We start from the raw sequence: 20,583 nt of genomic DNA, 5'->3' as shown, positions 1-20,583 counted from the left end.
GAGCAGGTGAATAAAAAATGACGAAAGTGTTGGAAAGTCAGAAAGTAAGTTTAAAAGGGGAAATTGCCATCCCTGGCGATAAATCAATTTCGCACAGAGCCGTAATGTTTGGTTCTATTGCAGAAGGAAAAACAACGGTTCATAACTTTTTAGAAGGAGAAGATTGCCTAAGCACAATTGAATGTTTTCGAGCGATGGGCGTTGAAATTACTCGTACAGAAGATGTTGTTGAAATCAACGGACGCGGTTTTAAAGGTTTAAAAGAACCAAGTCAGCTTCTTGATGTTGGAAACTCTGGCACAACAACAAGACTTATTCTAGGTCTTCTAGCTGGAACAGACTTTCACAGCTGCCTTATTGGAGACGACTCGATTGCTAAACGCCCAATGGCTCGTGTAACTGTTCCGCTTCGCTTAATGGGAGCAAAAATTGATGGACGTGAAAATGGCCAATATACGCCGCTTGCTGTGCGTGGGCATGCATTAAAAGGGATTACATATGAATCGCCTGTTGCAAGTGCTCAAATTAAATCTTCTATTCTTTTAGCAGGCATTAATGCAGAAGGAAAAACAACGGTAAAAGAACCTCATAAATCACGTGATCATACAGAAAGAATGCTTGGCGCTTTTGGAGTAGAAGTAGAAAGCGATGAAACGAGTGCTTCTGTTCAAGGTGGACAAACGTTAAAAGGAACAACAGTAAACGTGCCTGGTGACATTTCATCTGCTGCGTTTTTCCTTGTTGCAGGAGCGATTGTACCAAACAGTCGTATTCGCCTTCAAAACGTTGGATTGAATCCAACCCGCACAGGTATTGTTGATGTATTAGATATGATGAATGTTAAATACAAAATTGAAACGGAGCGTATTGAAAACGGAGAACCTGTTGGTGATTTCGTTGTAGAAACGTCTGATATTAAAGGAACAGAAATTAGGGGAGACTTAATTCCACGCCTTATTGATGAAATTCCGATTATTGCTCTTCTTGCAACACAAGCGGAAGGAGAGACAATTATTAAAGATGCAGCAGAGCTGCGTGTAAAAGAAACAGACCGTATTTCTACTGTTGCAACTGAACTAAATAAACTTGGAGCAGATATTACACCAACAGAAGATGGAATGATTATTAAAGGAGGCACTCCATTGCATGGAGGAAATGTTGATAGTCATGGTGACCATCGCATTGGTATGATGCTTGCTGTTGCATCTCTTATTACTTCTTCAAATGTAGAGCTAGAGCGTGCAGAAGCAATTAGCGTTTCGTACCCAACTTTCTTTGAACATTTAGCAAAACTGTCACGCTAACAGGAGAGAACCATTTCTGGTTCTCTCTTTCTGTTGCCTAAAACCGAGTAGATTATTTGAAACATTTTTCATTGTCCTTTATCATGGAGTATACTAGATAAAAGTAAGAAGGATGTAAAAGGAGATTATATATGACAGAGCTTGAACAAGCCATAAAATATATTGAAAGCAATGAAGTTGAAAAAGGTTTAAAACTTATCAACGAAATAAAAGATGTTGTGGCAGATGACGAGAAACTTCTCATTCTCGAATATTTTCAACAGTGGGGTCTGATTGATGAAGCGCTTGCAATGGCAGACAAGCTGCTGGAGCTTTATCCAAATGAAGCAGAGCTTCTTGTTATTAAAGCAGAGCTTTATATTGATGTAGAACAGGAAGAGAAAGCACTTGAAACATTAGAGAAGATTTCACACAGTCATCCGGTTTATGCTCAAGCCTTGCTTTTAATGGCTGATTTATATGAGATGCAAGGTCTTCCTGAAGTAGCAGAAGCTAAATTGCTTAATGCAAAAGAGCTTTTGCCTGATGAACCTGTCATCGACTTTGCGCTTGGCGAATTCTTTCTTAGTCAAGGAGAATTTAAAAATGCACAAAAGTACTATAAAAAATTGCTGAAGACAGAAGAGGACTTCAATGGAACAAACTTACACCATCGTTTAGCTGAATCACTCAGCGGTCTTGGTCAGTTTGAAGAAGCACTTCCACATTATGAGAAAGCACTCGAGAATAAGCTTGAAATTAATATTTTGTTTGAATATGGAGTAACAGCTTATCAAGCAGGTCAGCATACAACAGCAATTGCAAGGCTAACAGAACTAAAAGAACTTGATCCACAGTATCATTCTGTATATCTTCCACTTGCTAAAGCATATGAGCAAGAAGAAATGTTAGCAGAAGCACTTCAAACAGCAAAAGAAGGAATAAAAGATGATGAATTCAATAAAGAGCTTTGGTTTTATAGTGGAAAGATTGCTCTTAAACTTCAAAACGAGGAATGGGCAGAGAAAGCTTTCCGTGAAGCTTTAGCTCTTGATCCTGGCTATTTAGAAGCCCTCTTAACTCTTGCCAAACTCCTTCTGCATCAAGAACGATTTGAAGATGTTATTGAGCACTATGAACATGCAAAAGAGTTTGGAGAGGACGATCCTCATTTTGAATGGGACCTTGCTAAAGCATACGAAGGTGCAGAAGAATACAAAAAAGCATTAAATGCTTACGAAGCTGCATATAGTTTCTTTAAAGAAGATATTTTATTCTTAGAAGACTACGGTATGTTTCTCATGGAGGAGGGAAAAAGAAGAGAAGCGCGCACTATGTTTGAAAAAATACTCTCAATTAACCCATCTGCAACAGACATACAAGAAATCTTATGGCAATTAGAAGATTTGTGAAGGGAAAAATCCTTGTAGTGTTGAAGTAATAGACAAAGCATTATACTATAATCACCCCGTTTTCTATCCTGTAGGAATGGGAATATAGAACGCAAAGGAGAAAATCTCTATTGGTAAAAAAGAGGAGGGAAGTGAAAGTAGATGGCGATCCCAGTATCTATAGATGAAAAGAAAGAATTTATTCGCTGGTTTTTAACAAATTATCAATTAAAAAGACGTGAGTGCGTTTGGATTTTGAATTATTTAATGAGCCATGATCAACTAATGAAGAAAGTTCATTTTGTAGAGAAAGCTCAGTTTTGTCCTCGAGGATTAATTATGTCAACACATTGTGTTGACGATCCGTCATTTCGATTCTACAAAGAGAACGTTATGACAACAGATGCGGAAAAATCATTTCATGATATTCGTTTGAACAGGGATGAAGATATTTACATTCAGCTAAACTTTCGCTCATCGTATCTCTCACCACAGTATGTTGCTGTTTTAGAAGATAATCCTTACATTCCTAAAAACCTAGAAGTAAACGAAAAAGATCGGTTGCTTGCTGAAAAAATGTTAGACGATTCCATTAAGTCTTTCCATAAAGCGAAAATTATGGAGCTTATCGATAAAGCTCTGGATGAAGGAGACAAAGAGGAATTTTATCGTCTAACAGACTACTTAAAAAAATATGAAGAAAGTCAATAAGAAATACGAAGAAAACCTTGTCAAGTGACGAGGTTTTTTCTATGCTTAATATAGTCGGAATTTAGAGAAGGAATTGGAGGGGGCAATGTTGAAATGGAATAGTAGTGATGTCGGAATTTATCTTGCTCAAAAGGAATACATTGATACAATTATCATTCCGCTTCACGCAGTCAATTTTGTGGACGAAGTCAAGAAGAATGGTTTTTTATGGGAAAACTTGATAGCGATTACAAATGAAATTGAGCACAGATTTAAAGGGAGAGTAATGTTATGTCCTCCTTTCACGTATCATAGTAAAGAGCCCTCAGTAACCGCGCGTCTAGAGCAATGGATTGAAGACTTCTATGATGGAGAAGCAAAGCATATTCTCTTTCTAACTAGTGATAAAGCGTGGCAACAAGAACAAGTGAAAGGATCGGTTGTTTTTGTCCCTTTTGAAATGCAAGAAACAGAGAAAGGAAAGAAAGAAGCAATCATGATTCAAGTTGAAAAGGTAACAAAAAGTCTTTTAGGAATGTGGAAGTGAAAAATGGCCTTTGATTAAGATTTCTATACCCAAATTAGTTAGAAAATTTAAAATATTTTGACGTAAATTGTCGAAAAGAGGCCTTTTTAGTAGAAAATGTTCCTTTAAAGGATTAGGGAGGGAAAGCGATGGAGGAAAGAGAGCATCGTGTGTCACGCCGTCAGTTTTTGACTTATACATTGACAGGTGTAGGAGGGTTTATGGCGGCTGGAATGCTAATGCCAATGGTTCGTTTTGCAGTTGATCCAGTTCTGAAAAAAGGGGCTGGCGAAGAAATGGTTGCTGTTGCACAAGTGAAGGAAATTACAACAACACCACAGCGGTTTGAGTTCACTATTGATCAAGTTGATGCATGGCATGAATCAGAAGAGCCAAGAACAGCATGGGTATATAAGGACAGCAAAGGAGAGATTGTGGCTCTTTCCCCAATCTGTAAGCATCTCGGCTGTACAGTAAACTGGAATGGAGATAAGAAAAATCACCCAAACCGGTTTTTTTGTCCATGTCATAACGGCCTTTATGAAAAAAGCGGAAAGAATGTGCCAGGTACTCCACCAATGGCACCGCTGGATCTTTTCCACATGGAAGTTAAAAAAGGAACTTTATATTTAGGGAATGTCAAACCACGGGGGGAAGTGTAGCGTATGTTGAATAAAATATATGACTGGGTAGATGAGCGGTTGGATATTACGCCAATGTGGCGCGACATTGCTGACCATGAAGTTCCAGAACACGTCAACCCAGCCCATCACTTTTCTGCTTTTGTATACTGTTTTGGTGGCCTTACTTTTTTTATTACTGTTATTCAAATTTTGTCTGGTATGTTTTTGACGATGTACTATGTGCCAGATATAAAAAATGCATGGGAGTCTGTTTATTATCTTCAAAATGAAGTTGCGTTTGGCCAAATTGTTCGTGGCATGCATCATTGGGGCGCAAGTTTAGTCATCGTGATGATGTTTTTACATACTCTGCGCGTCTTTTTCCAAGGTGCCTACAAAAAACCTAGAGAATTGAACTGGATTGTAGGTGTGCTTATTTTCTTCGTTATGCTTGGTTTAGGATTTACAGGTTATTTATTACCATGGGATATGAAAGCGCTATTCGCTACAAAAGTAGGACTTCAAATCGCAGAATCAACCCCGCTTATTGGAGGGCAAATTAAAACGCTGCTCGCAGGGCACCCAACGATTGTGGGAGCCCAAACCTTAACAAGATTCTTTGCTATTCATGTCTTCTTCCTGCCTGGCGCTTTGCTAGGATTAATGGGTGCACACTTTATCATGATTAGAAAACAAGGAATATCAGGTCCGCTTTAAAAGTTGAAAAGAGGAGGGAGATAAGATGCATCGCGGAAAGGGAATGAAGTTTGTTGGAGACTCACGCGTACCAGATAAAGAAAGACGCAATATTCCAAAAGATTATTCGGAATATCCAGGGAAAACAGAAGCATTCTGGCCTAACTTTTTACTCAAAGAATGGCTTGTTGGCGCTGTCTTCTTAATTGGATATCTATGTTTAACAGTTGCCCATCCTTCACCACTTGAACGAATGGCGGACCCAAATGATGCAGGATATACGCCATTACCAGACTGGTACTTTCTGTTTCTCTACCAGCTCCTAAAATACACATATGCTTCAGGACCATACAACGCAATTGGCGCTTTTATTATTCCAGGAATTGCGTTTGGAGCACTTTTACTTGCACCATTTCTTGACAGAGGGCCTGAAAGAAGACCAACGAAACGCCCATTTGCAACAGGATTTATGCTTTTAGCTGTAGCAGGAACGTTCTACTTAACATGGGAATCTGTAAAAGCAGTTAATTGGGAAGAGCGTGAAGCACAAGGGGAAATTAAAAACGTTGCAGAAGTTGATCAAGAAGCAGAAGGGTATAAAATTGCGAATGAGCAAACCTGTTTGCAATGTCATGGGGAAAACCTTGAAGGAGGAGCAGGAGGGCCTGCATTAGCAGAAACAAAGCTCTCGGCAGATGAAATTTCAAAGATTGCAAAAGAAGGAAAAGGAAATATGCCTTCTGGAGTTTTTAAAGGCACAGACGAAGAGTTAAAAACGCTCTCTGAATATATTGAGAGCGGTGGAAGGCCTAAAGAATAAAAAATAAGGAAGCCGGTTCCTAGTAGCCTGCTTCCTTATTTTATTTGGACACCTTATAATGAGGGAAAGGAGGTTAGGATATGGATTATCTTTCTATTGTTTTAAAAGATCGACGATTTTTATTTTTATTGCTTATTATTAATATTTTAGGCACGGTTTACGGTTACTACTGGTATGGAAATCAGCTTGCACATACGCCAGCTATCTTTTTACCTTTTGTACCAGATAGTCCAACAGCAAGCTTATTTTTTGTTTTTGTGTTAGTTGGGTTCTTATTAAATCGAAGCTTTAAACTATTTGAAGCACTTGCTCTTATTACTCTTTTCAAGTATGGAGTTTGGGCTGTTGTTATGAATTTATTAACATATGGTGTAACTGGATTTTTTAATGGAGCGATGCTTATGCTCGTACTTTCACATTCAGGGATGGCACTTCAAGGTCTTCTTTACGTGAAAGAATATCGTTTTAAGATGATTCATCTTGTTATTGCAGGGATTTGGACTTTACATAATGAAATCATTGATTACGTTTTTGGCATGATGCCAACATATAGTATGCTAAATAATTATATGAAGGAAATTGGTTATTTTACATTTTGGCTTAGTATAATTAGTATTTTACTTGCATATTTTCTTGTTTTACATAAAGATGCTTCTCATACAAAGAAAGTATAAAAATGGGCGAACGAGACGACACCTCCATACTTACAATAGCTAGTAGGCTATATATACGAGGTGAAAGAACGTGGCGCAAACGAAAAAGAAACTTCATCCAAAGGTCGAGGAGTTTAAAGCTTTTGTCAAGAAAAATCCCAAACTAATTGAGGAAGTCCGCGCAAATCGCAAAACATGGAAAGAGTTTTATGAAGATTGGTATTTGCTTGGTGAAGAAGACGAAGTTTGGAATGCTTATAAAACAGATGAAGAAACAAAGACTGAATCTTCACAGCGTGATTTTATTAGTGGGCTTTGGAGTCAGCTGAAAAAAATGGATATGAACCAAGTTCAGCATTATGTGTCAAACGCAAATGCAGCTATTTCTAGTCTGCAAGGATTAATGCAGGAATTTAGTTCAAATACTTCAAAAAGCAATGCCCAAAAACAACAAGGAGGAGGGAACACGTCTCCATTTTGGTTCAAAAAAGACTAAAACAGTTGAGGTGGCAGTATGCGCCAAGAAGTGTATGAATATATACAAGCAAAAGAGAAACTACGTGATTTTATTAGGCAGCAGCCTATGTGGTATCGTAAATTAACGCGTAATCCCCATGCGCTAAACGATTTTGAACTAGCGTCTTTAAATTACTACAAACAGACAATTCCTCATAAAGTTGAGAAGTTTTATAATTCCGTTGAGATGGCAAATATGATGCTAGCGATGTTTCAAGCAACAAGAAGCGGAGATTAAAAAGAGTAAAGAATGAAAAAACGCAAACACTATTCCTAAAAAAGGAGGAATTGAGTTTGCGTATTTTATTACTTGTTTTCGCTCTTTTGAGTCCGACGGCTGCACATGCTGCTGAAAAGCCAACGCTAGATGTAAATTATAGTGTGAAAGAAGGGGCCGTGTATATTGATTGCCGTCTTCACAACTTTTCATTTGTACGAGATGATGAAAATAAAGGTGTGCTTAAAATAACGATTGATGATAAAAAGACGATCTTTATTGAGCAGGCTGCATTTGTGATAAGAGGATTAAAAGGCGGAGAGCATAAGGTTCAGATTGAAGTGATGAAAAATGAGAAAAATAGCTATGGCGTAGAAAAAGAGATTTCCTTTCAAGTAGAAGCGGAAAAAGAACAAGAGCCTATAACTGAATAGGAAAGAAAGCATAAAATCATATTTTCTCATCTTCGCGCTTTTTATTACAAGACCATTCATGGTAGAATGGAAAAGGGTAATAAAAAGCGTTATTTTTATGTTTTCTTTTGAAAACGCCCCGTATAACGCAATCTGAAAAAGAAAAGCGGAGGTATAGATGAATGTTTGCAACGATGGAAACCATTCATTTGCTAGAACAGGCTGACGAGCTATCCGCCATGATTATCCATTCAGAAATCGGCGACGATTATCGAACAAAGTTAAAAGAATTAGAGGAAGATAAGGAAGCGCAAGCTTTAATTAGCGAGTTTGTGAAGATGAAAGAACGCTATGAGGAAGTTCAGCGTTTCGGAAAATATCATCCAGATTTTAAACTTGTTACAAAAGAGATTCGTCGTTTAAAGCGAGAGGTTGACTTACACGGTACAATTTGGGCGTTCAAGCAAGCTGAGAAAGAATTGCAAAATGTACTTGATGAAATAAGTGTAGAAATAGGTAGCGCTGTTTCAGCTCAAATTAAAGTACCAACAGGTAATCCGTTTTTTGATACGATGTCAAGCTGTGGCGGTGGCTGCGGCGCTGGTGGAAGCTGTGGATGTAGCTGACCTAATATAGATTTTAAGGCGTGTTACAGTTTAGTAACACGCCTTAGCATTATACATAGTACAAGCAATAAAGGGGGAAGCAATGGTGATTATGACAGAGCGACAAGGCCTTGTCGTTTATTTAAACTCTGTAAAGCAAGCAAAAGCTTTAAGAAAATATGGAAACGTTCACTACGTTTCAAAATCGCTTAAATATGCGGTTTTATACTGTGACAAAGAAAAATCAGAAGGCGTAATGACTAAATTAAAGAGCCTCCCATATGTGAAGAAAGTTCTTCTATCTTATAAAGGATCTTTGAAAACAGAGTTTGAAAACTCAAGACCTGATAAAGCAAAAGAATATGATTATAAAATTGGATTATAAAATTTAGCTTAAAGGTGGAATATAGCGATTCATTCGCAAAATGCCGATTAAATGCTGGAAGTAAAGTTCCTTTTCACCAAAAAAAGTGGAGGGTTTTACATCAAGCATTATAATGGTTTTTCCTAAATCTTCAGCAAGCGCTTCGAATAGAAGAAGTCGCTTGCTTTTTTGATCTGTAACAGCAATACCTTCGCGACAAATATAAAGAGGTTGAAAAGAACCAACAGAAGTAGGCTCAAGGATGACAAGAAAGGAAGAGAGCTTTCTTCCCTCCTTTTCTGTATTTAAAATCATAAGATGGCGTACGCGGTGTGATTGATTTCTCGCTATTTCTAATAGTTCATAAAGGTCTGAATAACCTTCCCCAAGTTCAATGAAACGTTGAATCATCTTCTTTTCTCCTTTAATGTTTTATAATAAGAGCTAAGCTTACTCTACCAAAAAAGACGATATAAAAAAACCCTGCAATCACTTGATTGCAGGGTCCTTCTATAGCAAGATTAACATTCCCGTATGTTTGTTAATCAAGATAAGAAGGCAAAGGGAGAGGAGAAACCGGAGGAAGAACTTATGGGGAACGTAAGTCTTCTCCGCGGTTGGCAACAACATCTCATCAAGATGTTGCTAATTGTCAGTTTATCCAAATCTAAAAAAAGTTATACAAAAGGCCGCAAAAAAACTTTAAAAGAAAGTGAGCTTGTTTTACGTTTGTAGAAGAATTTGATAAGATAAGTGAAATGAAGTATACATATCTTGACAAGCCGAGGTTGAAAAATAATGAGAGTAGTATCAGGGGATAAAAAAGGATTAAGTTTAAAAGCTGTTCCAGGCACAACAACTCGCCCGACAACAGATAAAGTAAAAGAAGCGATTTTCAATATGATTGGACCCTATTTTGATGGTGGGATAGGGCTTGATTTATTTGGAGGCAGCGGTGGTCTTGGAATTGAGGCGCTAAGTCGAGGGCTCCAAAGCATGATTTTTGTAGACCGAGATGGGAAAGCCATTCGGACCATCAAAGAAAATTTAAATTTCTGTAAGCTTACAGATCGTGCTGAAGTGTATCGCAATGATGCAGAACGAGCGCTGAAAGCTATAGAGAAACGAGAGCTACATTTTGATTTAATTATGCTTGATCCGCCATATAAAGCACAAAAACTCCTGCATCTTATGGAGGAAATTCAAAAACGTCATTTGTTAAAAGAAGAAGGTATTATAATGGCGGAGCATGAGAATAATGTTGAACTTCCAGAAGTTATTGGTAAGCTGCATCGCGTTAAAAAAGAAGTATATGGATTAACGGTTATTTCGATTTATAAACATGTATAAAACAAGTTTTAGGAAGAGAAGGGAGCAAAATTATGGGGAGCATTGCAATTTGTCCAGGCAGCTTTGATCCTGTAACAAATGGCCACTTAGATATTATTACAAGAGGTGCAAAAGTGTTTGATACGGTTTATGTATGTATCTTGCACAACTCTGCCAAAAAACCGCTTTTTTCAGCTGATGAACGAGCAGAATTATTAAAAACAGTCACAAGTCATCTGCCAAACGTTAAAATCGAGATTCATACAGGTCTTTTAATGGAGTATGCGAAACAAAAAGATGCAAGCGCTATTTTAAGAGGTTTGCGAGCGGTCTCTGATTTTGAATATGAAATGCAAATTACTTCTGTAAACAGAGTACTTGATGACAATATCGAAACATTATTTATGATGACAAACAATCAATATTCTTTTTTAAGTTCAAGCATTGTAAAAGAAGTAGCCAAATACGGAGGGAACATTTCAGAACTTGTGCCAGCACCTGTTGCAGAAGCGCTTAGTCAAAAGTTTAAAGAGTAAAAAAAGCGATAGCGTTATCGCTTTTTTTTATAACTTATACTTTATTTTTCGACTATAAAGATAAGTGTATATAGTAAGCATAGCAATAGTGAAAAGCGGACCATATGTAATGCATATTTGCCACCATTCTGTGAAAAAGAGCGATAAAACACTTTGTGAAGGTTCACCGCTTCCACTTAGTGTTGTAACATGTTCACGAAGCGGATTCCATAAAAGGAAAATAAGGAAAACGGAAAACACAGCATGAAGGATACGGGCCATGAAAAAGGGTGAAAAGCGAATATCAGTATCTGCTAAAAGGCTTGCTACTTGGGCTTGAACAGACAATCCGCTAAATGCAAGAACAAATGAAGCGAGCACAACTTGTTGAAATAGTGGTGAATGCGTTTCACTAATAAGCTGGTTACCGAGTGTAATTTCAAAAATTCCTGAAATAAACGGCAAACTTAAAGATGTTGACAATTCAACGGCTGAAAAAATGATGCCAAGTCCTTCTCCAATGAGAGACGTAATGTTGGTTACATAAAGAAGCCTGTTTAACACAGAAAAAATGATCATAAATCCGCCGATCATAAAGAGCGTTTGCACAGAGGACATAATTGCATCACCAAGCAGTTTGCCAATCATTCGTCCATCTTCTATTCTAGCTTTATGCATTTCTTTAAAAGCAAAGAGGGGTGAAAAAGAGCTCTTTGGTTCTTTAGCGCGGTAATCTCTTTCTTCCTTTCGTCCGTAGAATCTCATTGCAATGCCAACGAGCAAATTTCCCCCATAGTGAGCGCAAGCAAGTAACACTCCTAAATGAGGATTATGAAAAAAACCGACAGAAACGGCTCCGAAAATAAATACAGGATTTGAGGAATTCGTAAAGGAAGCAAGACGTTCTGCCTCAATTCGTGTTAGCTGCCCTTTTTTACGCATGTTCACGGATAGCTTGGCTCCTGCTGGAAATCCTGAAGCCATTCCCATCGCAAGTACAAATCCACCGATACCCGGAACGCGAAAAACGGGACGCATCAAAGGTTCAAGCAAAATACCAATAAAGCGAACAACTCCAAAACCAATCAGCATCTCAGAAATAATAAAGAAAGGAAGAAGAGAAGGGAAAACAACTTCCCACCATATGTTGAGGCCTCGTAAAGAAGCATCAAAAGCTTGTTTTGGATACATAATAAGAGTACTTGCTAGCATAAGAGATAATAAAGAGAGAAGACCAGTTTTTATAAACGATGTTTTCACACTTTTCCTCCTTTAGCTATCATAGATTACATTTGGGTTAAACATGCAACAAATAGGGAGACGTGATAAACTATTTTTAACGATTTCGTCTCCAAAGTGAAGGTTGTACATATTCTAATATACGAGCATTGGGGGATTATTTAGACCAAAGAATTCATAAAGGATAATGGGGTGAAGGAGATGAATCGCCCGAAAATTGGTATTGCTCTAGGCTCTGGAGGTGCGAGAGGATTTGCACATCTTGGAGTTTTAAAAGTCTTAAAAGAAGAAAATATAGAAGTGGACTATTTAGCAGGAAGCAGTATGGGAGCGCTTGTTGGTGCCTTTTACGGAACTGGGCTTGAAATGGAGCAGCTTTACCGCATTGCGTTTGCGTTTAAGCGTAAATATTACACGGATTTTGCGTTACCTAAAATGGGTTTTATTGCAGGAGAACGTGTGAAAGAACTTGTGCGTATGTTTACGAAAAACAAGAACATAGAAGACTTAAATATCCCTTTATCAATTGTAACAACAGATATTAAAACAGGAGAAAAAGTAGTATTTGATAAAGGACCAATTGCTCCAGCTGTAAGAGCCAGTATTTCGATACCAGGCATTTTTGTACCTGAAAAAATTGATGGCCGTCTTCTTGTCGATGGAGGAGTTGTTGATCGCATCCCAGTCTCTGTCGTAAAAGAAATGGGAGCTGATATTGTTATTGGTGTGAACGTTTCACGTGTTAAAATGGATGCTGAGATTGGTTCGATTTTTGACGTTATTTTGCAAAGTTTTGATATTTTGCAAATGGAGCTTGTTAAAAACCGGGAAACAAATTGTGACATTATGATTCGTCCACGCGTTGAAAAGTTTAGCTCAAGAGCTTTTACAAACATTAAAGAAATTATTGAACAAGGGGAAGCAGAAGCAATAAAACAACTTCCCGCTATTAAGGAAAAGATCGAGACGTGGAAGGAGTCATTTTATGAAAAGTAGCAGCAAAAGAGTTATATGGTTTATCGTTGGAGTTCTTATTATCTTCTCCATTACGTTCATTCCATTGCCATATTATATTACAAAGCCAGGACTTGCAGAAGAGCTAGAACCGATTGTGAAAGTGGAAGGCGGTTATAAAGAAGATGGGTCCCTCATGTTAACAACGGTCCGTATTGGAAAAGCAACACCCCTTTCTTATGTACTTGCTCAATTTCAAGACTTTAGTCACCTGTATAAAGAAGAGGAAATATTGGGTGAAAATGAAAGCAATGAAGAGTATAACACTCGTCAGCTTCATATGATGGAAATGTCTCAGGAATCTGCGATTGCCATTGCGTACGAGAAGGCGGACAAAGATATAGAGTACAAATATGACGGTGTTTACGTAATGGCAGTCGCTCCAGATATGCCAGCAGACGGCATATTAAAAACAGGTGATGTTGTAACAAAAGTAGACAACAAACTTGTAAAACGCAGCGAAGATCTTATCTCATATGTAGAAGGAAAAAAAGCGGGAGATAAAGTAAGCGTTACATTTAAGAGAAATGGAAAAGTCAAAACAGAGACAATTACGCTAGAACAGTTAAAAGTGTTGAACAACCGAGTTGGAATGGGAATTTCCCTTGTAACAGATTTTGATATCTCTGTTGATCCAAAAGTCAAAATTAACTCAGAAGAAATTGGTGGCCCATCAGCAGGACTCATGTTCTCACTTGAAATTTATAATCAGTTAACAAAAGATGATTTGACAAAGGGACGTCAAATTGCTGGAACAGGCACAATCAATGAAAAAGGAGAGGTAGGAGAAATTGGCGGAATTGAGCAAAAGATTGTGGCAGCTGATAAAGCAGGAGCGGAGATTTTCTTTGCGCCGAACAATCATGGAGCAAAAAATTCTAACTATCAAAATGCCCTAAAGGCAGCTAAGCAAATTGATACAGATATGAAAGTTGTACCTGTTGATACGTTTGACGATGCTGTTTCCTACTTAAATAAGATGCCTGAAAAAGAATAGAAAAGAGCTGTTTTCCGTATGATACGGGAAACAGCTCTTTTTCATAGTTGAATAGGTGGTGTTGTATATTCTTGTTTGAAAAAGCACTGACGCACCTTTGTGTCTAAAGGTAGGCTATATACTCTAGTTGCTTTTATATCCATATTCAAAAGGGGATGGTCCATTTTAGATACGGCTGAAACAAGGGGAACTTCAAAACTTTTTTTCATTGTATTTAAGTAGTTTTTTCCTTGCTTTGTCATTCCTAGAAGTCTTGCATATGGGGGAGGACTGCTTAGAAGAGCTTTAGCATCTTCTTTATTTGTATTCATTAAAATATGTAGGCACATGCGCTGAAGTCTTGTCCACGTGTAACGTTTGTTTTTAACAAGGGTCATCAATGCTTGGAAGGAGTCAGCTTCTTTCATCATTTTTAAGAAGCGATATTCCATTCCTTCTTCCATTTCATAACGGCTTTTAAGTTCAGAAGCCGAAAGAATGAAAAGTTGATGCTGCAAATAGGAGAAATAGGCTTCCCAATTATGCAAAAGTTTATATGTTTTCTTATACTTTTGCAGCTCATCAACTGTAGAAAGTGGTGTGAAAGAAGAAAGACTTTCAATAGTTGTTTGGTTTGAGAATAGGTTTTTTCGGATGCTTGTAGCACTTGCAATAGGACCGCTTGGAAGACTTTCATCATGATAGTCTGCACTTTTTCGCTGAATTGTAAAAGGAGCTAGATTAGCACCAAGCTTCTGAATTTCTTTTACATAAGAAAAACCAAGGATATTGTTTGGTTGTGATAAATCTAAATCAGTTTTAAAATGAGTTAAAGCATTTGTTACTGCATTTGGATAGCTGCTCCCTTTTTTCATTTCACCTTTAATGTTTTCTTCGATAAGAGGCTTGTTTTCACGTGCAATTTCAGCTGCTTTTAGGAAGGCAGAGATGTCTCCATGTTCACTCCCAAAGCAAAGAGAAGAAACAGACAGAGATTCTAGAAGGTTTATAGCACCATATGCAAACGTATCAGCATGTCCTACAGCAAATAAAAAGGGAAGCTCAATCACAACATCTGCTCCCGCTTTTAAAGCCATTGCAGTGCGAGCCCATTTTGAAACAAGAGCAGGTTCCCCGCGCTGGAGAAAATTCCCGCTCATAATAACGACTGCACAATCTGTATCACTTTGCTTCTTTGCTTCATTTATATGGTAAAGGTGCCCGTTATGAAACGGATTATATTCCGCGATAATACCTACTGTTTTCAAGCTTTTTGCCTCCTTTTTAAACTTTTCTTTTGCAATTTATAAAAAAAATGATAAAGTGGATATACGATAACGATTACCAACATTATAGTGTAAAGAAAAAATATTGACAAATAGCTTTGTGAAGGCTATAATTACTTTTGTTGCTTTGAGGTGATAACGTTGAAATGGTCAGTGCACCAATTGCGTAAATTACAAAGTAAAGGTTTAACTATAGATGAGAAAGTAGATCTGTCTGACATCGTAAAGCGAGATGGAGAGATTCGTGATATTTCTCCGGTTCATATTACGGGAAGAGGAGACATTTTCTCAACGCATGTTACCTTTCATTTAAGAATACAAGGGGAACTTATCTTGCCTTGTGCGAGAACACTTGTTGATGTTCCTTATGAATTTGACATTGAAACGGATGAAACCTTTATTTTAACGTCAACAGATGAAGAAACAGGAGAAGATGTTCATTACATTGAACAAGATATCGTTGATTTACAGCCGGTAGTGGAAGAACTTATCGTCCTTCAAGTACCTATCCAAGTTTTTAGTGACGAACAGAATCCAGAAGGGGCTGCCCCTCAATCTGGTCACGATTGGCAGGTTATTACAGAGGAAGATCAAGAACAAAAAGTAGATCCACGTCTCTCTGTTCTTCAGGATTATTTTAAAGACAAGAAAGACTAACAACCTTTAAGAAGATCCGGCTTAACCGGCCTTCATATGATGTAAATCCTTTTAAGGAGGTGGGAAGAATGGCTGTACCTTTTAGAAGAACTTCTAAAATGAAGAAAAGAACTCGTCGTACGCATTTCAAACTACAAGTTCCTGGTATGGTAGAATGCCCAAATTGTGGCGACATGAAGCTTGCACACCGCGTATGTAAAGCTTGTGGAACATACAAAGGAAAAGAAGTAGCAAAATAATAAAAAAACAGTGCACTTTTGCACTGTTTTTTTATTTGTCTTGAAAAAGAAGAGTTTTAAAAAACAATCATGTATTTCTTCTAGTCTATCTTCCCTATTAGCTGCATACGTATATAGTAAACAGAATAGGGGGGATTAAAGATGACATCAACAAGGCAGGATGCATGGACTAGTGATGAAGATTTATTGTTGGCGGAAGTAGTCCTTCGCCATATTAGAGAAGGTGGGACACAGCTAGCAGCTTTTGAGGAAGTAGGAAGAAAGCTATCAAGAACATCAGCTGCTTGCGGGTTTCGTTGGAATTCCTATGTTCGCAAGCAATATAAAACAGGAATTGAAAGTGCTAAAAAACAGCGAAAAGAATTTAAGTCTTCAGCTGTTCCAGCACCGATTTTTGTGCAAAATGCTCCTGAGGAAGGAACAGGGGTTAAAACGTTAACGCTTGATGAGATTATTAGCTATCTGCAGAATCTTAAAAATGGAAATGGTGGTTCTTTGGAAACTGCAGAAGAAAATAAAAAGCTTAGTTTGAAAATAAAAGAGTTAGAAAAGAAAGTAAACAGGTTAGAGCAGGAAAAACAAATGCTACAAACAAATTTAATTGTTGTAAGAGATGACTATAAAGCACTTATTGAAATTATGGAAAGAGCAAAAAGAGTTGTTTTAAGTGACTCAACTGTAAAGGAAAAAGTGGAAGAAGTGAAGTAAAAGACAAGAAGGGAAATCCCTTCTTGTCTTTTTTATTTATAAGGTTGTTAAGCTTTTTGAGCAACACCAGCAGGCTGCCACACAAGTGGATTCTCGCCTAAGTCTCGATCCATATCGTATTTTACAGGAGTGAAGCCCATCTTGTTCCAAAATTCACTTGACTTAACACGTGGACTTGTTTTAATAGGTAGGTTGAACGATTTGGCAAACTCGATAAGAGCTCTTCCATATCCTTGTTGTTGATAGTCTTTCAGCGTCTCAAGTTTCCATATTTCAAGATATTCTTGAGAAGGTTCAAAGTATTGATCATATTTCTTTCCTCGCTTGTATAAACTCATACGTGCGACTAAACTATCTCCTAAATAAATCCCAAAGAAAGGTGACTCTATTTCATTTTCTGAGATGTTTGCTTGTAAATCTTCTAACATGGAGAGCTCTTGTATGCCGTATTCTTTAAATTTCTTAAATTCTTCAAGCGTCTTGTAGTTGATTTTTAGCCTCTTTACATCTTTGTTATACATAAAAAATCCCCCTTGTAGAAGTAATAAAGAACCCCTTGTTGTCATTATATACTAAATTATTAGAAAATTGCTCGTACAATGCTTAGAAAATGTTCTTAAAGAAGGTGAAGAGAGAGCATGATGGAATTTAGGGGAAGAATAAAAATGAGACTTTCGCCCCTCTTCGACTCTTTTTTTTCTTTCTTTCTGTTGGTACAATACAAGAGAGAAAAGACTTTTAAAGGAAAAATAATAGAAGGAGAGCAAAATGGAGAAACTAGACGTAATTGGTGGGGGAAGCCTTGGATTATTATATGCTGGGTATTTATCAGAACAATGGGATGTTACTTTATACACTAAAACAGAAGAACAAGCAAATGCTATTAAGCAAAAGGGGATTTTAGTTTATAAAGAAGCTTCTCTTCGCTTTTTTCCAAAAGTAAAACCAATCTCTTCTTATGTGGATGAAGGTCATCTCGCTGTAGTAACGTTAAAGGAATATCAGCTCTCTTCAGTTATGCCCATTTTAAAGGCTACATGCCGTCCTCTTCTCTTTATTCAAAATGGTATGAATCACTTGAAAATGCTTGATAAATTAACAGCTGAAAATGTTTTTCTAGGAGTTGTTGAGCATGGAGCATTGCGGCTTAATGAAAATACCGTTCATCACAAAGGAGAGGGAAAAACAAAAGTAAGTGTATGGAGAGGGGAAAAAACATTCCTTTCTTCGCTTTTGAGATATGACAAACGATTTCCGTTTGTTTATGAACATGATTGGAAGGAAATGCTTCTTGGGAAACTTGTCATAAATATACTCGTGAACCCCTTAACAGCTCTTTATAAGGTGGAAAATGGAGTTCTCTTAGAAAATCCTTACTTTCTTAAAAATATGAGAGCTTTACTTAATGAAGTACATAATGTGTTAGAGTTAAAAGATGTGGAAAGTACTTTTAAAAATGTATTAACAATCTGCAAAAACACCAAAGACAACCGTTCTTCAATGCTTCAAGACTTGCAAAATAGAGGTATAACAGAGATTGATGCAATCGTTGGTTACGTGTTGGAAGAAGCGGAGAGAAAGAAAATCAAGACGCCTCTTTTATCATTTTTATACGCTTCTATAAAAGGATTAGAAAAGGGGGAGAGTTAAGGATGGGAAGCATCTTTTCAGCGATTTTAGCAACGCTTATAACGCTTCCTTTAGTGGCGTTTATTCTGTTTTATGCTGTGCTTCGCAAAGTTTTAGGAAGCAATCGAAGAGCTTTTCATCTATCAATTGATATTACAACCGTTATCCTTATTTTCTCTGTATACTGCCTATCTGCCGTTATTTGGGAAGGCTCACATTTATGGCTTATTTTACTCATCCTTTTAACTATTGCAGCTCTCACAACATTGCTACAGTGGAAGAAGACGAAAGACGTCCAATTTAAAAGAGTTTTAAAAGGATTTTGGAGAGTGAGCTTTCTTCTTTTTTTTATTGTGCATTTAGCTCTTTTTATATATGGGATTTTCAGTCGTCTTCAAAACATTTAGCTGAGGCTATTTACTAGACGAATGAACGCATAGCATTGATAATGGGAAGTGTGAATTCGAGTACAGAAAGGAAGTTCATCAATGGAACTTATAGATTATGCGGGAAAACCTCTTAATCCACTTATGAACGATTATGTGAATGGAGATTCTTTTATTGGAGAATATTTTCATTATGATGTTTTATCTCCAACCGTTTATAAAGAGCGAAAAGAGGACTTAATGCTTCGCTCGTTACCAAGAGAGGCATTAGTAAATCATTTGCTTTCATATAACGAACGTTTAGGTGCCTGTAAAGAAACATTAGCAAGCATTGAGACTTTAAAAAACGCGGAAACAACGGTTGTTGTCGGCGGACAACAAGCAGGTCTATTAACAGGCCCGCTATATACGATAAATAAAATTGTTTCTATTCTTAAATTAGCAAAAGAGCAGGAGGAAAAGTTAGGTTCGCGCGTTCTCCCTGTTTTTTGGATTGCAGGAGAAGATCATGATATTGCTGAGATTAATCATATTTTTGTAGAAGAAAATGGGATGAAAAAACATGTCTACAAAGATGGAGAACAGAAAATGGCTTCTGAGGCAGTACTTCATAAAGAAACTCTCCAAAAGTGGGTGAAGGAAGCTTTTCAAGCATTCGGGGAAAAAGAGTATTCGAAAGAAGCACTATCGTTTGTTGAAACCTGTTTGCAAAGTGCGACAACGTACGTTGACTTCTTTGCTCTCCTCATTACCAAGTTATTCAGCAAACATGGCCTCATTTTAATTGACTCAGGTTCATCATCCTTAAGAAAAATTGAAGCTGATTTTTTCACGAAGCTTATTAAAAAGAATGCTAAAATTAGTGAAGCCCTTGGAGAAACGCAGGGGAAACTTCGTCATCGCTATAAAAATGCCATTGAAACAGACATGGCTAATGCCCACATTTTTTATTCAGAAGATGGACGTCGCGTATTGCTCCAAAGAAATGGAGCAAAATTTTATGGGAAAAATGGAAGCATTAAACTTTCAGAAGATGAGCTTCTAACGATTGCTGAAGTAAAACCCGAGCTTTTAAGCAATAATGTAGTAACTCGTCCTCTTATGCAAGAATATTTGTTCCCAACGCTTGCTTTTATCGCGGGGCCAGGGGAAGTAGCTTATTGGGCTGAACTTGGGGACGTTTTTGGTACTTTTGATATGAAGATGCCTCCTGTTGTGCCAAGACTCTCTTACGCATTTATTGAACGTGGTATTGCGAGAGATATGGAAAAATTAGATTTATCGTTAGAAGACGTTTTCTCTGGCAACGTTTCTGTACGTAGAGATGAATGGCTAAAAGAGAGTGGGCAAGGAGCATATCTTTCTCATATTGAGTATTTAGAAGAAGAAGTAGAAAAAGTACATTCATTATTTCGTGATAAAGTATTGCAAGAAAATAAAAAATATGTTGATCTACTTCATAAAAATCGACAGCTTATTATGAGACAGATATCCTCTATCAGCCAAATTATGGAGAAAGATCACTTAAAAAGACATAGTGCGACGTGGAATAAATATCTTTCGATTGAAAATGCTTTAGTCCCACAAAATGCGCCACAGGAAAGAATTTGGAACGTTTTTTACTACATAAATAAATATGGTTTTACATTTGTAGACGAACTTGTAAGCTGTTCTGTCGAGTTTGATCATAAATTGAAAATCATTTATTTATAAGAAAATCCTGCCTCTAGCAGGATTTTTTTTTGCCCAAATAGAATTAAATTTATAAAGAAAAACATTTTATGAAAAAAACATTTTTGTTTGTAAGA

General features: G+C 37.3%; 28 protein-coding genes. 24 read left to right on the top strand and 4 right to left on the bottom strand.

What is annotated here, in order from left to right; genetic code table 11:
* Positions 1-17: 17 nt before the first annotated feature.
* The 13 genes from aroA (at position 18) to BM012_RS01365 (ending at position 8,818) form a co-directional block, all read left to right on the top strand.
* A complete protein-coding gene (gene aroA / locus BM012_RS01425; RefSeq protein ID WP_061801814.1) occupies positions 18-1,304 on the top strand; it encodes a 3-phosphoshikimate 1-carboxyvinyltransferase in 1,287 nt (428 codons plus the stop codon).
* A gap of 131 nt (positions 1,305-1,435) precedes the next feature.
* The gene (locus tag BM012_RS01420; protein ID WP_061801813.1) at positions 1,436-2,695 is read left to right on the top strand and encodes a tetratricopeptide repeat protein; all 1,260 of its coding nucleotides are present in this window, start codon (positions 1,436-1,438) and stop codon (positions 2,693-2,695) included.
* A gap of 141 nt (positions 2,696-2,836) precedes the next feature.
* The gene (locus BM012_RS01415) at positions 2,837-3,385 is read left to right on the top strand and encodes a ReoY family proteolytic degradation factor (protein ID WP_019391694.1); all 549 of its coding nucleotides are present in this window, start codon (positions 2,837-2,839) and stop codon (positions 3,383-3,385) included.
* Between the two features lie 85 nt (positions 3,386-3,470).
* A complete protein-coding gene (locus BM012_RS01410; RefSeq protein WP_061801812.1) occupies positions 3,471-3,911 on the top strand; it encodes a DUF2487 family protein in 441 nt (146 codons plus the stop codon).
* 128 nt (positions 3,912-4,039) lie between these two features.
* Positions 4,040-4,552: a QcrA and Rieske domain-containing protein gene (locus tag BM012_RS01405; protein ID WP_061801811.1), complete on the top strand. Its 513-nt coding sequence runs from the start codon at positions 4,040-4,042 to the stop codon at positions 4,550-4,552.
* A gap of 3 nt (positions 4,553-4,555) precedes the next feature.
* Positions 4,556-5,230 (top strand): menaquinol-cytochrome c reductase cytochrome b subunit, encoded by a 675-nt coding sequence (gene qcrB, locus BM012_RS01400; protein ID WP_019391697.1) that lies wholly within the window; start codon positions 4,556-4,558, stop codon positions 5,228-5,230.
* Between the two features lie 25 nt (positions 5,231-5,255).
* Complete coding sequence (locus BM012_RS01395; RefSeq protein ID WP_061801810.1) at positions 5,256-6,029, top strand: menaquinol-cytochrome c reductase cytochrome b/c subunit; 774 nt, start codon at positions 5,256-5,258, stop codon at positions 6,027-6,029.
* An 80-nt stretch (positions 6,030-6,109) separates the two neighbouring features.
* The gene (gene lhaT, locus BM012_RS01390; protein WP_061801809.1) at positions 6,110-6,703 is read left to right on the top strand and encodes a lipoprotein heptaprenylglyceryl N-acetyltransferase LhaT; all 594 of its coding nucleotides are present in this window, start codon (positions 6,110-6,112) and stop codon (positions 6,701-6,703) included.
* Positions 6,704-6,773: 70 nt separating this feature from the next.
* Complete coding sequence (gene ylbD, locus BM012_RS01385; protein WP_061801808.1) at positions 6,774-7,178, top strand: YlbD family protein; 405 nt, start codon at positions 6,774-6,776, stop codon at positions 7,176-7,178.
* 18 nt (positions 7,179-7,196) lie between these two features.
* A complete protein-coding gene (locus BM012_RS01380; RefSeq protein WP_061801807.1) occupies positions 7,197-7,436 on the top strand; it encodes a YlbE-like family protein in 240 nt (79 codons plus the stop codon).
* A gap of 56 nt (positions 7,437-7,492) precedes the next feature.
* Positions 7,493-7,849, top strand: a complete 357-nt coding sequence (locus tag BM012_RS01375; RefSeq protein WP_061801806.1) for a hypothetical protein — start codon at positions 7,493-7,495, stop codon at positions 7,847-7,849.
* Between the two features lie 161 nt (positions 7,850-8,010).
* Positions 8,011-8,454, top strand: coding sequence for a YlbF/YmcA family competence regulator (locus BM012_RS01370; protein ID WP_019391703.1), 444 nt, complete (start codon positions 8,011-8,013; stop codon positions 8,452-8,454).
* A gap of 91 nt (positions 8,455-8,545) precedes the next feature.
* Positions 8,546-8,818, top strand: a complete 273-nt coding sequence (locus BM012_RS01365; RefSeq protein ID WP_026009502.1) for a YlbG family protein — start codon at positions 8,546-8,548, stop codon at positions 8,816-8,818.
* Positions 8,819-8,821: 3 nt separating this feature from the next.
* On the opposite strand, the gene BM012_RS01360 is transcribed toward BM012_RS01365, so the two are convergent.
* Positions 8,822-9,208: a DUF7147 family protein gene (locus BM012_RS01360; RefSeq protein WP_061801805.1), complete on the bottom strand. Its 387-nt coding sequence runs from the start codon at positions 9,206-9,208 to the stop codon at positions 8,822-8,824.
* Between the two features lie 180 nt (positions 9,209-9,388).
* Between BM012_RS01360 and BM012_RS26240 the strand changes: the two genes are divergently transcribed.
* From BM012_RS26240 to coaD, 3 genes are all read left to right on the top strand, one after another.
* Positions 9,389-9,532 (top strand): hypothetical protein, encoded by a 144-nt coding sequence (locus tag BM012_RS26240; protein WP_161939269.1) that lies wholly within the window; start codon positions 9,389-9,391, stop codon positions 9,530-9,532.
* 63 nt (positions 9,533-9,595) lie between these two features.
* Complete coding sequence (gene rsmD / locus BM012_RS01350; RefSeq protein WP_061801803.1) at positions 9,596-10,147, top strand: 16S rRNA (guanine(966)-N(2))-methyltransferase RsmD; 552 nt, start codon at positions 9,596-9,598, stop codon at positions 10,145-10,147.
* Positions 10,148-10,179: 32 nt separating this feature from the next.
* Positions 10,180-10,662 carry a pantetheine-phosphate adenylyltransferase gene (gene coaD / locus BM012_RS01345; protein WP_019391708.1) on the top strand — a complete coding sequence of 161 codons (483 nt, stop codon included), beginning with the start codon at positions 10,180-10,182 and terminating at the stop codon, positions 10,660-10,662.
* A gap of 27 nt (positions 10,663-10,689) precedes the next feature.
* Here coaD and ylbJ read toward each other — a convergent pair whose 3' ends face one another.
* Positions 10,690-11,901, bottom strand: coding sequence for a sporulation integral membrane protein YlbJ (gene ylbJ, locus BM012_RS01340; protein WP_074842752.1), 1,212 nt, complete (start codon positions 11,899-11,901; stop codon positions 10,690-10,692).
* Positions 11,902-12,081: 180 nt separating this feature from the next.
* Here ylbJ and BM012_RS01335 point away from each other — a divergent pair, with 180 nt between their 5' ends.
* Positions 12,082-12,876: a patatin-like phospholipase family protein gene (locus tag BM012_RS01335; RefSeq protein WP_061801802.1), complete on the top strand. Its 795-nt coding sequence runs from the start codon at positions 12,082-12,084 to the stop codon at positions 12,874-12,876.
* On the top strand, positions 12,866-13,891 hold the full coding sequence (locus BM012_RS01330) for a SepM family pheromone-processing serine protease (RefSeq protein WP_061801801.1): 1,026 nt from the start codon (positions 12,866-12,868) through the stop codon (positions 13,889-13,891). The genes BM012_RS01335 and BM012_RS01330 overlap by 11 nt, the downstream gene beginning before the upstream one ends.
* A 41-nt stretch (positions 13,892-13,932) precedes the next feature.
* Here BM012_RS01330 and BM012_RS01325 read toward each other — a convergent pair whose 3' ends face one another.
* Positions 13,933-15,138: a nucleotidyltransferase gene (locus BM012_RS01325; protein ID WP_061801800.1), complete on the bottom strand. Its 1,206-nt coding sequence runs from the start codon at positions 15,136-15,138 to the stop codon at positions 13,933-13,935.
* 159 nt (positions 15,139-15,297) lie between these two features.
* On the opposite strand from BM012_RS01325, the gene BM012_RS01320 reads away from it, so the two are divergent.
* From BM012_RS01320 to BM012_RS01310, 3 genes are all read left to right on the top strand, one after another.
* Positions 15,298-15,813 carry a YceD family protein gene (locus BM012_RS01320; RefSeq protein ID WP_061801799.1) on the top strand — a complete coding sequence of 172 codons (516 nt, stop codon included), beginning with the start codon at positions 15,298-15,300 and terminating at the stop codon, positions 15,811-15,813.
* A 68-nt stretch (positions 15,814-15,881) separates the two neighbouring features.
* Positions 15,882-16,052 carry a 50S ribosomal protein L32 gene (gene rpmF / locus BM012_RS01315; RefSeq protein WP_019391714.1) on the top strand — a complete coding sequence of 57 codons (171 nt, stop codon included), beginning with the start codon at positions 15,882-15,884 and terminating at the stop codon, positions 16,050-16,052.
* A gap of 141 nt (positions 16,053-16,193) precedes the next feature.
* A complete protein-coding gene (locus BM012_RS01310; RefSeq protein ID WP_061801798.1) occupies positions 16,194-16,760 on the top strand; it encodes an RsfA family transcriptional regulator in 567 nt (188 codons plus the stop codon).
* A 47-nt stretch (positions 16,761-16,807) separates the two neighbouring features.
* Here the strand turns inward: BM012_RS01310 and BM012_RS01305 are convergent, their stop codons facing one another.
* A complete protein-coding gene (locus tag BM012_RS01305) occupies positions 16,808-17,281 on the bottom strand; it encodes an N-acetyltransferase (protein ID WP_061801797.1) in 474 nt (157 codons plus the stop codon).
* A 247-nt stretch (positions 17,282-17,528) separates the two neighbouring features.
* Between BM012_RS01305 and BM012_RS01300 the strand changes: the two genes are divergently transcribed.
* From BM012_RS01300 to bshC, 3 genes are all read left to right on the top strand, one after another.
* Positions 17,529-18,410: a 2-dehydropantoate 2-reductase gene (locus tag BM012_RS01300; RefSeq protein WP_061801796.1), complete on the top strand. Its 882-nt coding sequence runs from the start codon at positions 17,529-17,531 to the stop codon at positions 18,408-18,410.
* Between the two features lie 2 nt (positions 18,411-18,412).
* Complete coding sequence (locus BM012_RS01295; protein WP_061801795.1) at positions 18,413-18,796, top strand: DUF3397 domain-containing protein; 384 nt, start codon at positions 18,413-18,415, stop codon at positions 18,794-18,796.
* Positions 18,797-18,877: 81 nt separating this feature from the next.
* Positions 18,878-20,488: a bacillithiol biosynthesis cysteine-adding enzyme BshC gene (gene bshC / locus BM012_RS01290; RefSeq protein WP_061801794.1), complete on the top strand. Its 1,611-nt coding sequence runs from the start codon at positions 18,878-18,880 to the stop codon at positions 20,486-20,488.
* The last annotated feature ends 95 nt before the right edge of the window (positions 20,489-20,583 follow it).

Source organism: Priestia endophytica DSM 13796, from assembly GCF_900115845.1.
GTDB classification, from domain to species: domain Bacteria; phylum Bacillota; class Bacilli; order Bacillales; family Bacillaceae_H; genus Bacillus_I; species Bacillus_I endophytica.
Note: the sequence above shows the minus strand (reverse complement) of the source record. Positions and strands in the feature narration are given on the sequence as shown.

Bases quoted from the DNA above. Each gene is read 5' to 3' on its own strand.
- rpmF (WP_019391714.1), top strand. From the start codon at position 15,882: ATGGCTGTACCTTTTAGAAGAACTTCTAAAATGAAGAAAAGAACTCGT.
- BM012_RS01380 (WP_061801807.1), top strand. From the start codon at position 7,197: ATGCGCCAAGAAGTGTATGAATATATACAAGCAAAAGAGAAACTACGT.
- aroA (WP_061801814.1), top strand. From the start codon at position 18: ATGACGAAAGTGTTGGAAAGTCAGAAAGTAAGTTTAAAAGGGGAAATT.
- BM012_RS01405 (WP_061801811.1), top strand. From the start codon at position 4,040: ATGGAGGAAAGAGAGCATCGTGTGTCACGCCGTCAGTTTTTGACTTAT.
- coaD (WP_019391708.1), top strand. From the start codon at position 10,180: ATGGGGAGCATTGCAATTTGTCCAGGCAGCTTTGATCCTGTAACAAAT.
- BM012_RS01330 (WP_061801801.1), top strand. From the start codon at position 12,866: ATGAAAAGTAGCAGCAAAAGAGTTATATGGTTTATCGTTGGAGTTCTT.
- BM012_RS01370 (WP_019391703.1), top strand. From the start codon at position 8,011: ATGTTTGCAACGATGGAAACCATTCATTTGCTAGAACAGGCTGACGAG.
- BM012_RS01410 (WP_061801812.1), top strand. From the start codon at position 3,471: ATGTTGAAATGGAATAGTAGTGATGTCGGAATTTATCTTGCTCAAAAG.
- BM012_RS01360 (WP_061801805.1), bottom strand. From the start codon at position 9,208: ATGATTCAACGTTTCATTGAACTTGGGGAAGGTTATTCAGACCTTTAT.
- BM012_RS01310 (WP_061801798.1), top strand. From the start codon at position 16,194: ATGACATCAACAAGGCAGGATGCATGGACTAGTGATGAAGATTTATTG.
- BM012_RS01295 (WP_061801795.1), top strand. From the start codon at position 18,413: ATGGGAAGCATCTTTTCAGCGATTTTAGCAACGCTTATAACGCTTCCT.
- qcrB (WP_019391697.1), top strand. From the start codon at position 4,556: ATGTTGAATAAAATATATGACTGGGTAGATGAGCGGTTGGATATTACG.
- bshC (WP_061801794.1), top strand. From the start codon at position 18,878: ATGGAACTTATAGATTATGCGGGAAAACCTCTTAATCCACTTATGAAC.
- BM012_RS01415 (WP_019391694.1), top strand. From the start codon at position 2,837: ATGGCGATCCCAGTATCTATAGATGAAAAGAAAGAATTTATTCGCTGG.
- BM012_RS01420 (WP_061801813.1), top strand. From the start codon at position 1,436: ATGACAGAGCTTGAACAAGCCATAAAATATATTGAAAGCAATGAAGTT.
- BM012_RS01365 (WP_026009502.1), top strand. From the start codon at position 8,546: ATGACAGAGCGACAAGGCCTTGTCGTTTATTTAAACTCTGTAAAGCAA.
- BM012_RS01395 (WP_061801810.1), top strand. From the start codon at position 5,256: ATGCATCGCGGAAAGGGAATGAAGTTTGTTGGAGACTCACGCGTACCA.
- lhaT (WP_061801809.1), top strand. From the start codon at position 6,110: ATGGATTATCTTTCTATTGTTTTAAAAGATCGACGATTTTTATTTTTA.
- BM012_RS26240 (WP_161939269.1), top strand. From the start codon at position 9,389: ATGGGGAACGTAAGTCTTCTCCGCGGTTGGCAACAACATCTCATCAAG.
- BM012_RS01305 (WP_061801797.1), bottom strand. From the start codon at position 17,281: ATGTATAACAAAGATGTAAAGAGGCTAAAAATCAACTACAAGACGCTT.
- BM012_RS01335 (WP_061801802.1), top strand. From the start codon at position 12,082: ATGAATCGCCCGAAAATTGGTATTGCTCTAGGCTCTGGAGGTGCGAGA.
- BM012_RS01300 (WP_061801796.1), top strand. From the start codon at position 17,529: ATGGAGAAACTAGACGTAATTGGTGGGGGAAGCCTTGGATTATTATAT.
- rsmD (WP_061801803.1), top strand. From the start codon at position 9,596: ATGAGAGTAGTATCAGGGGATAAAAAAGGATTAAGTTTAAAAGCTGTT.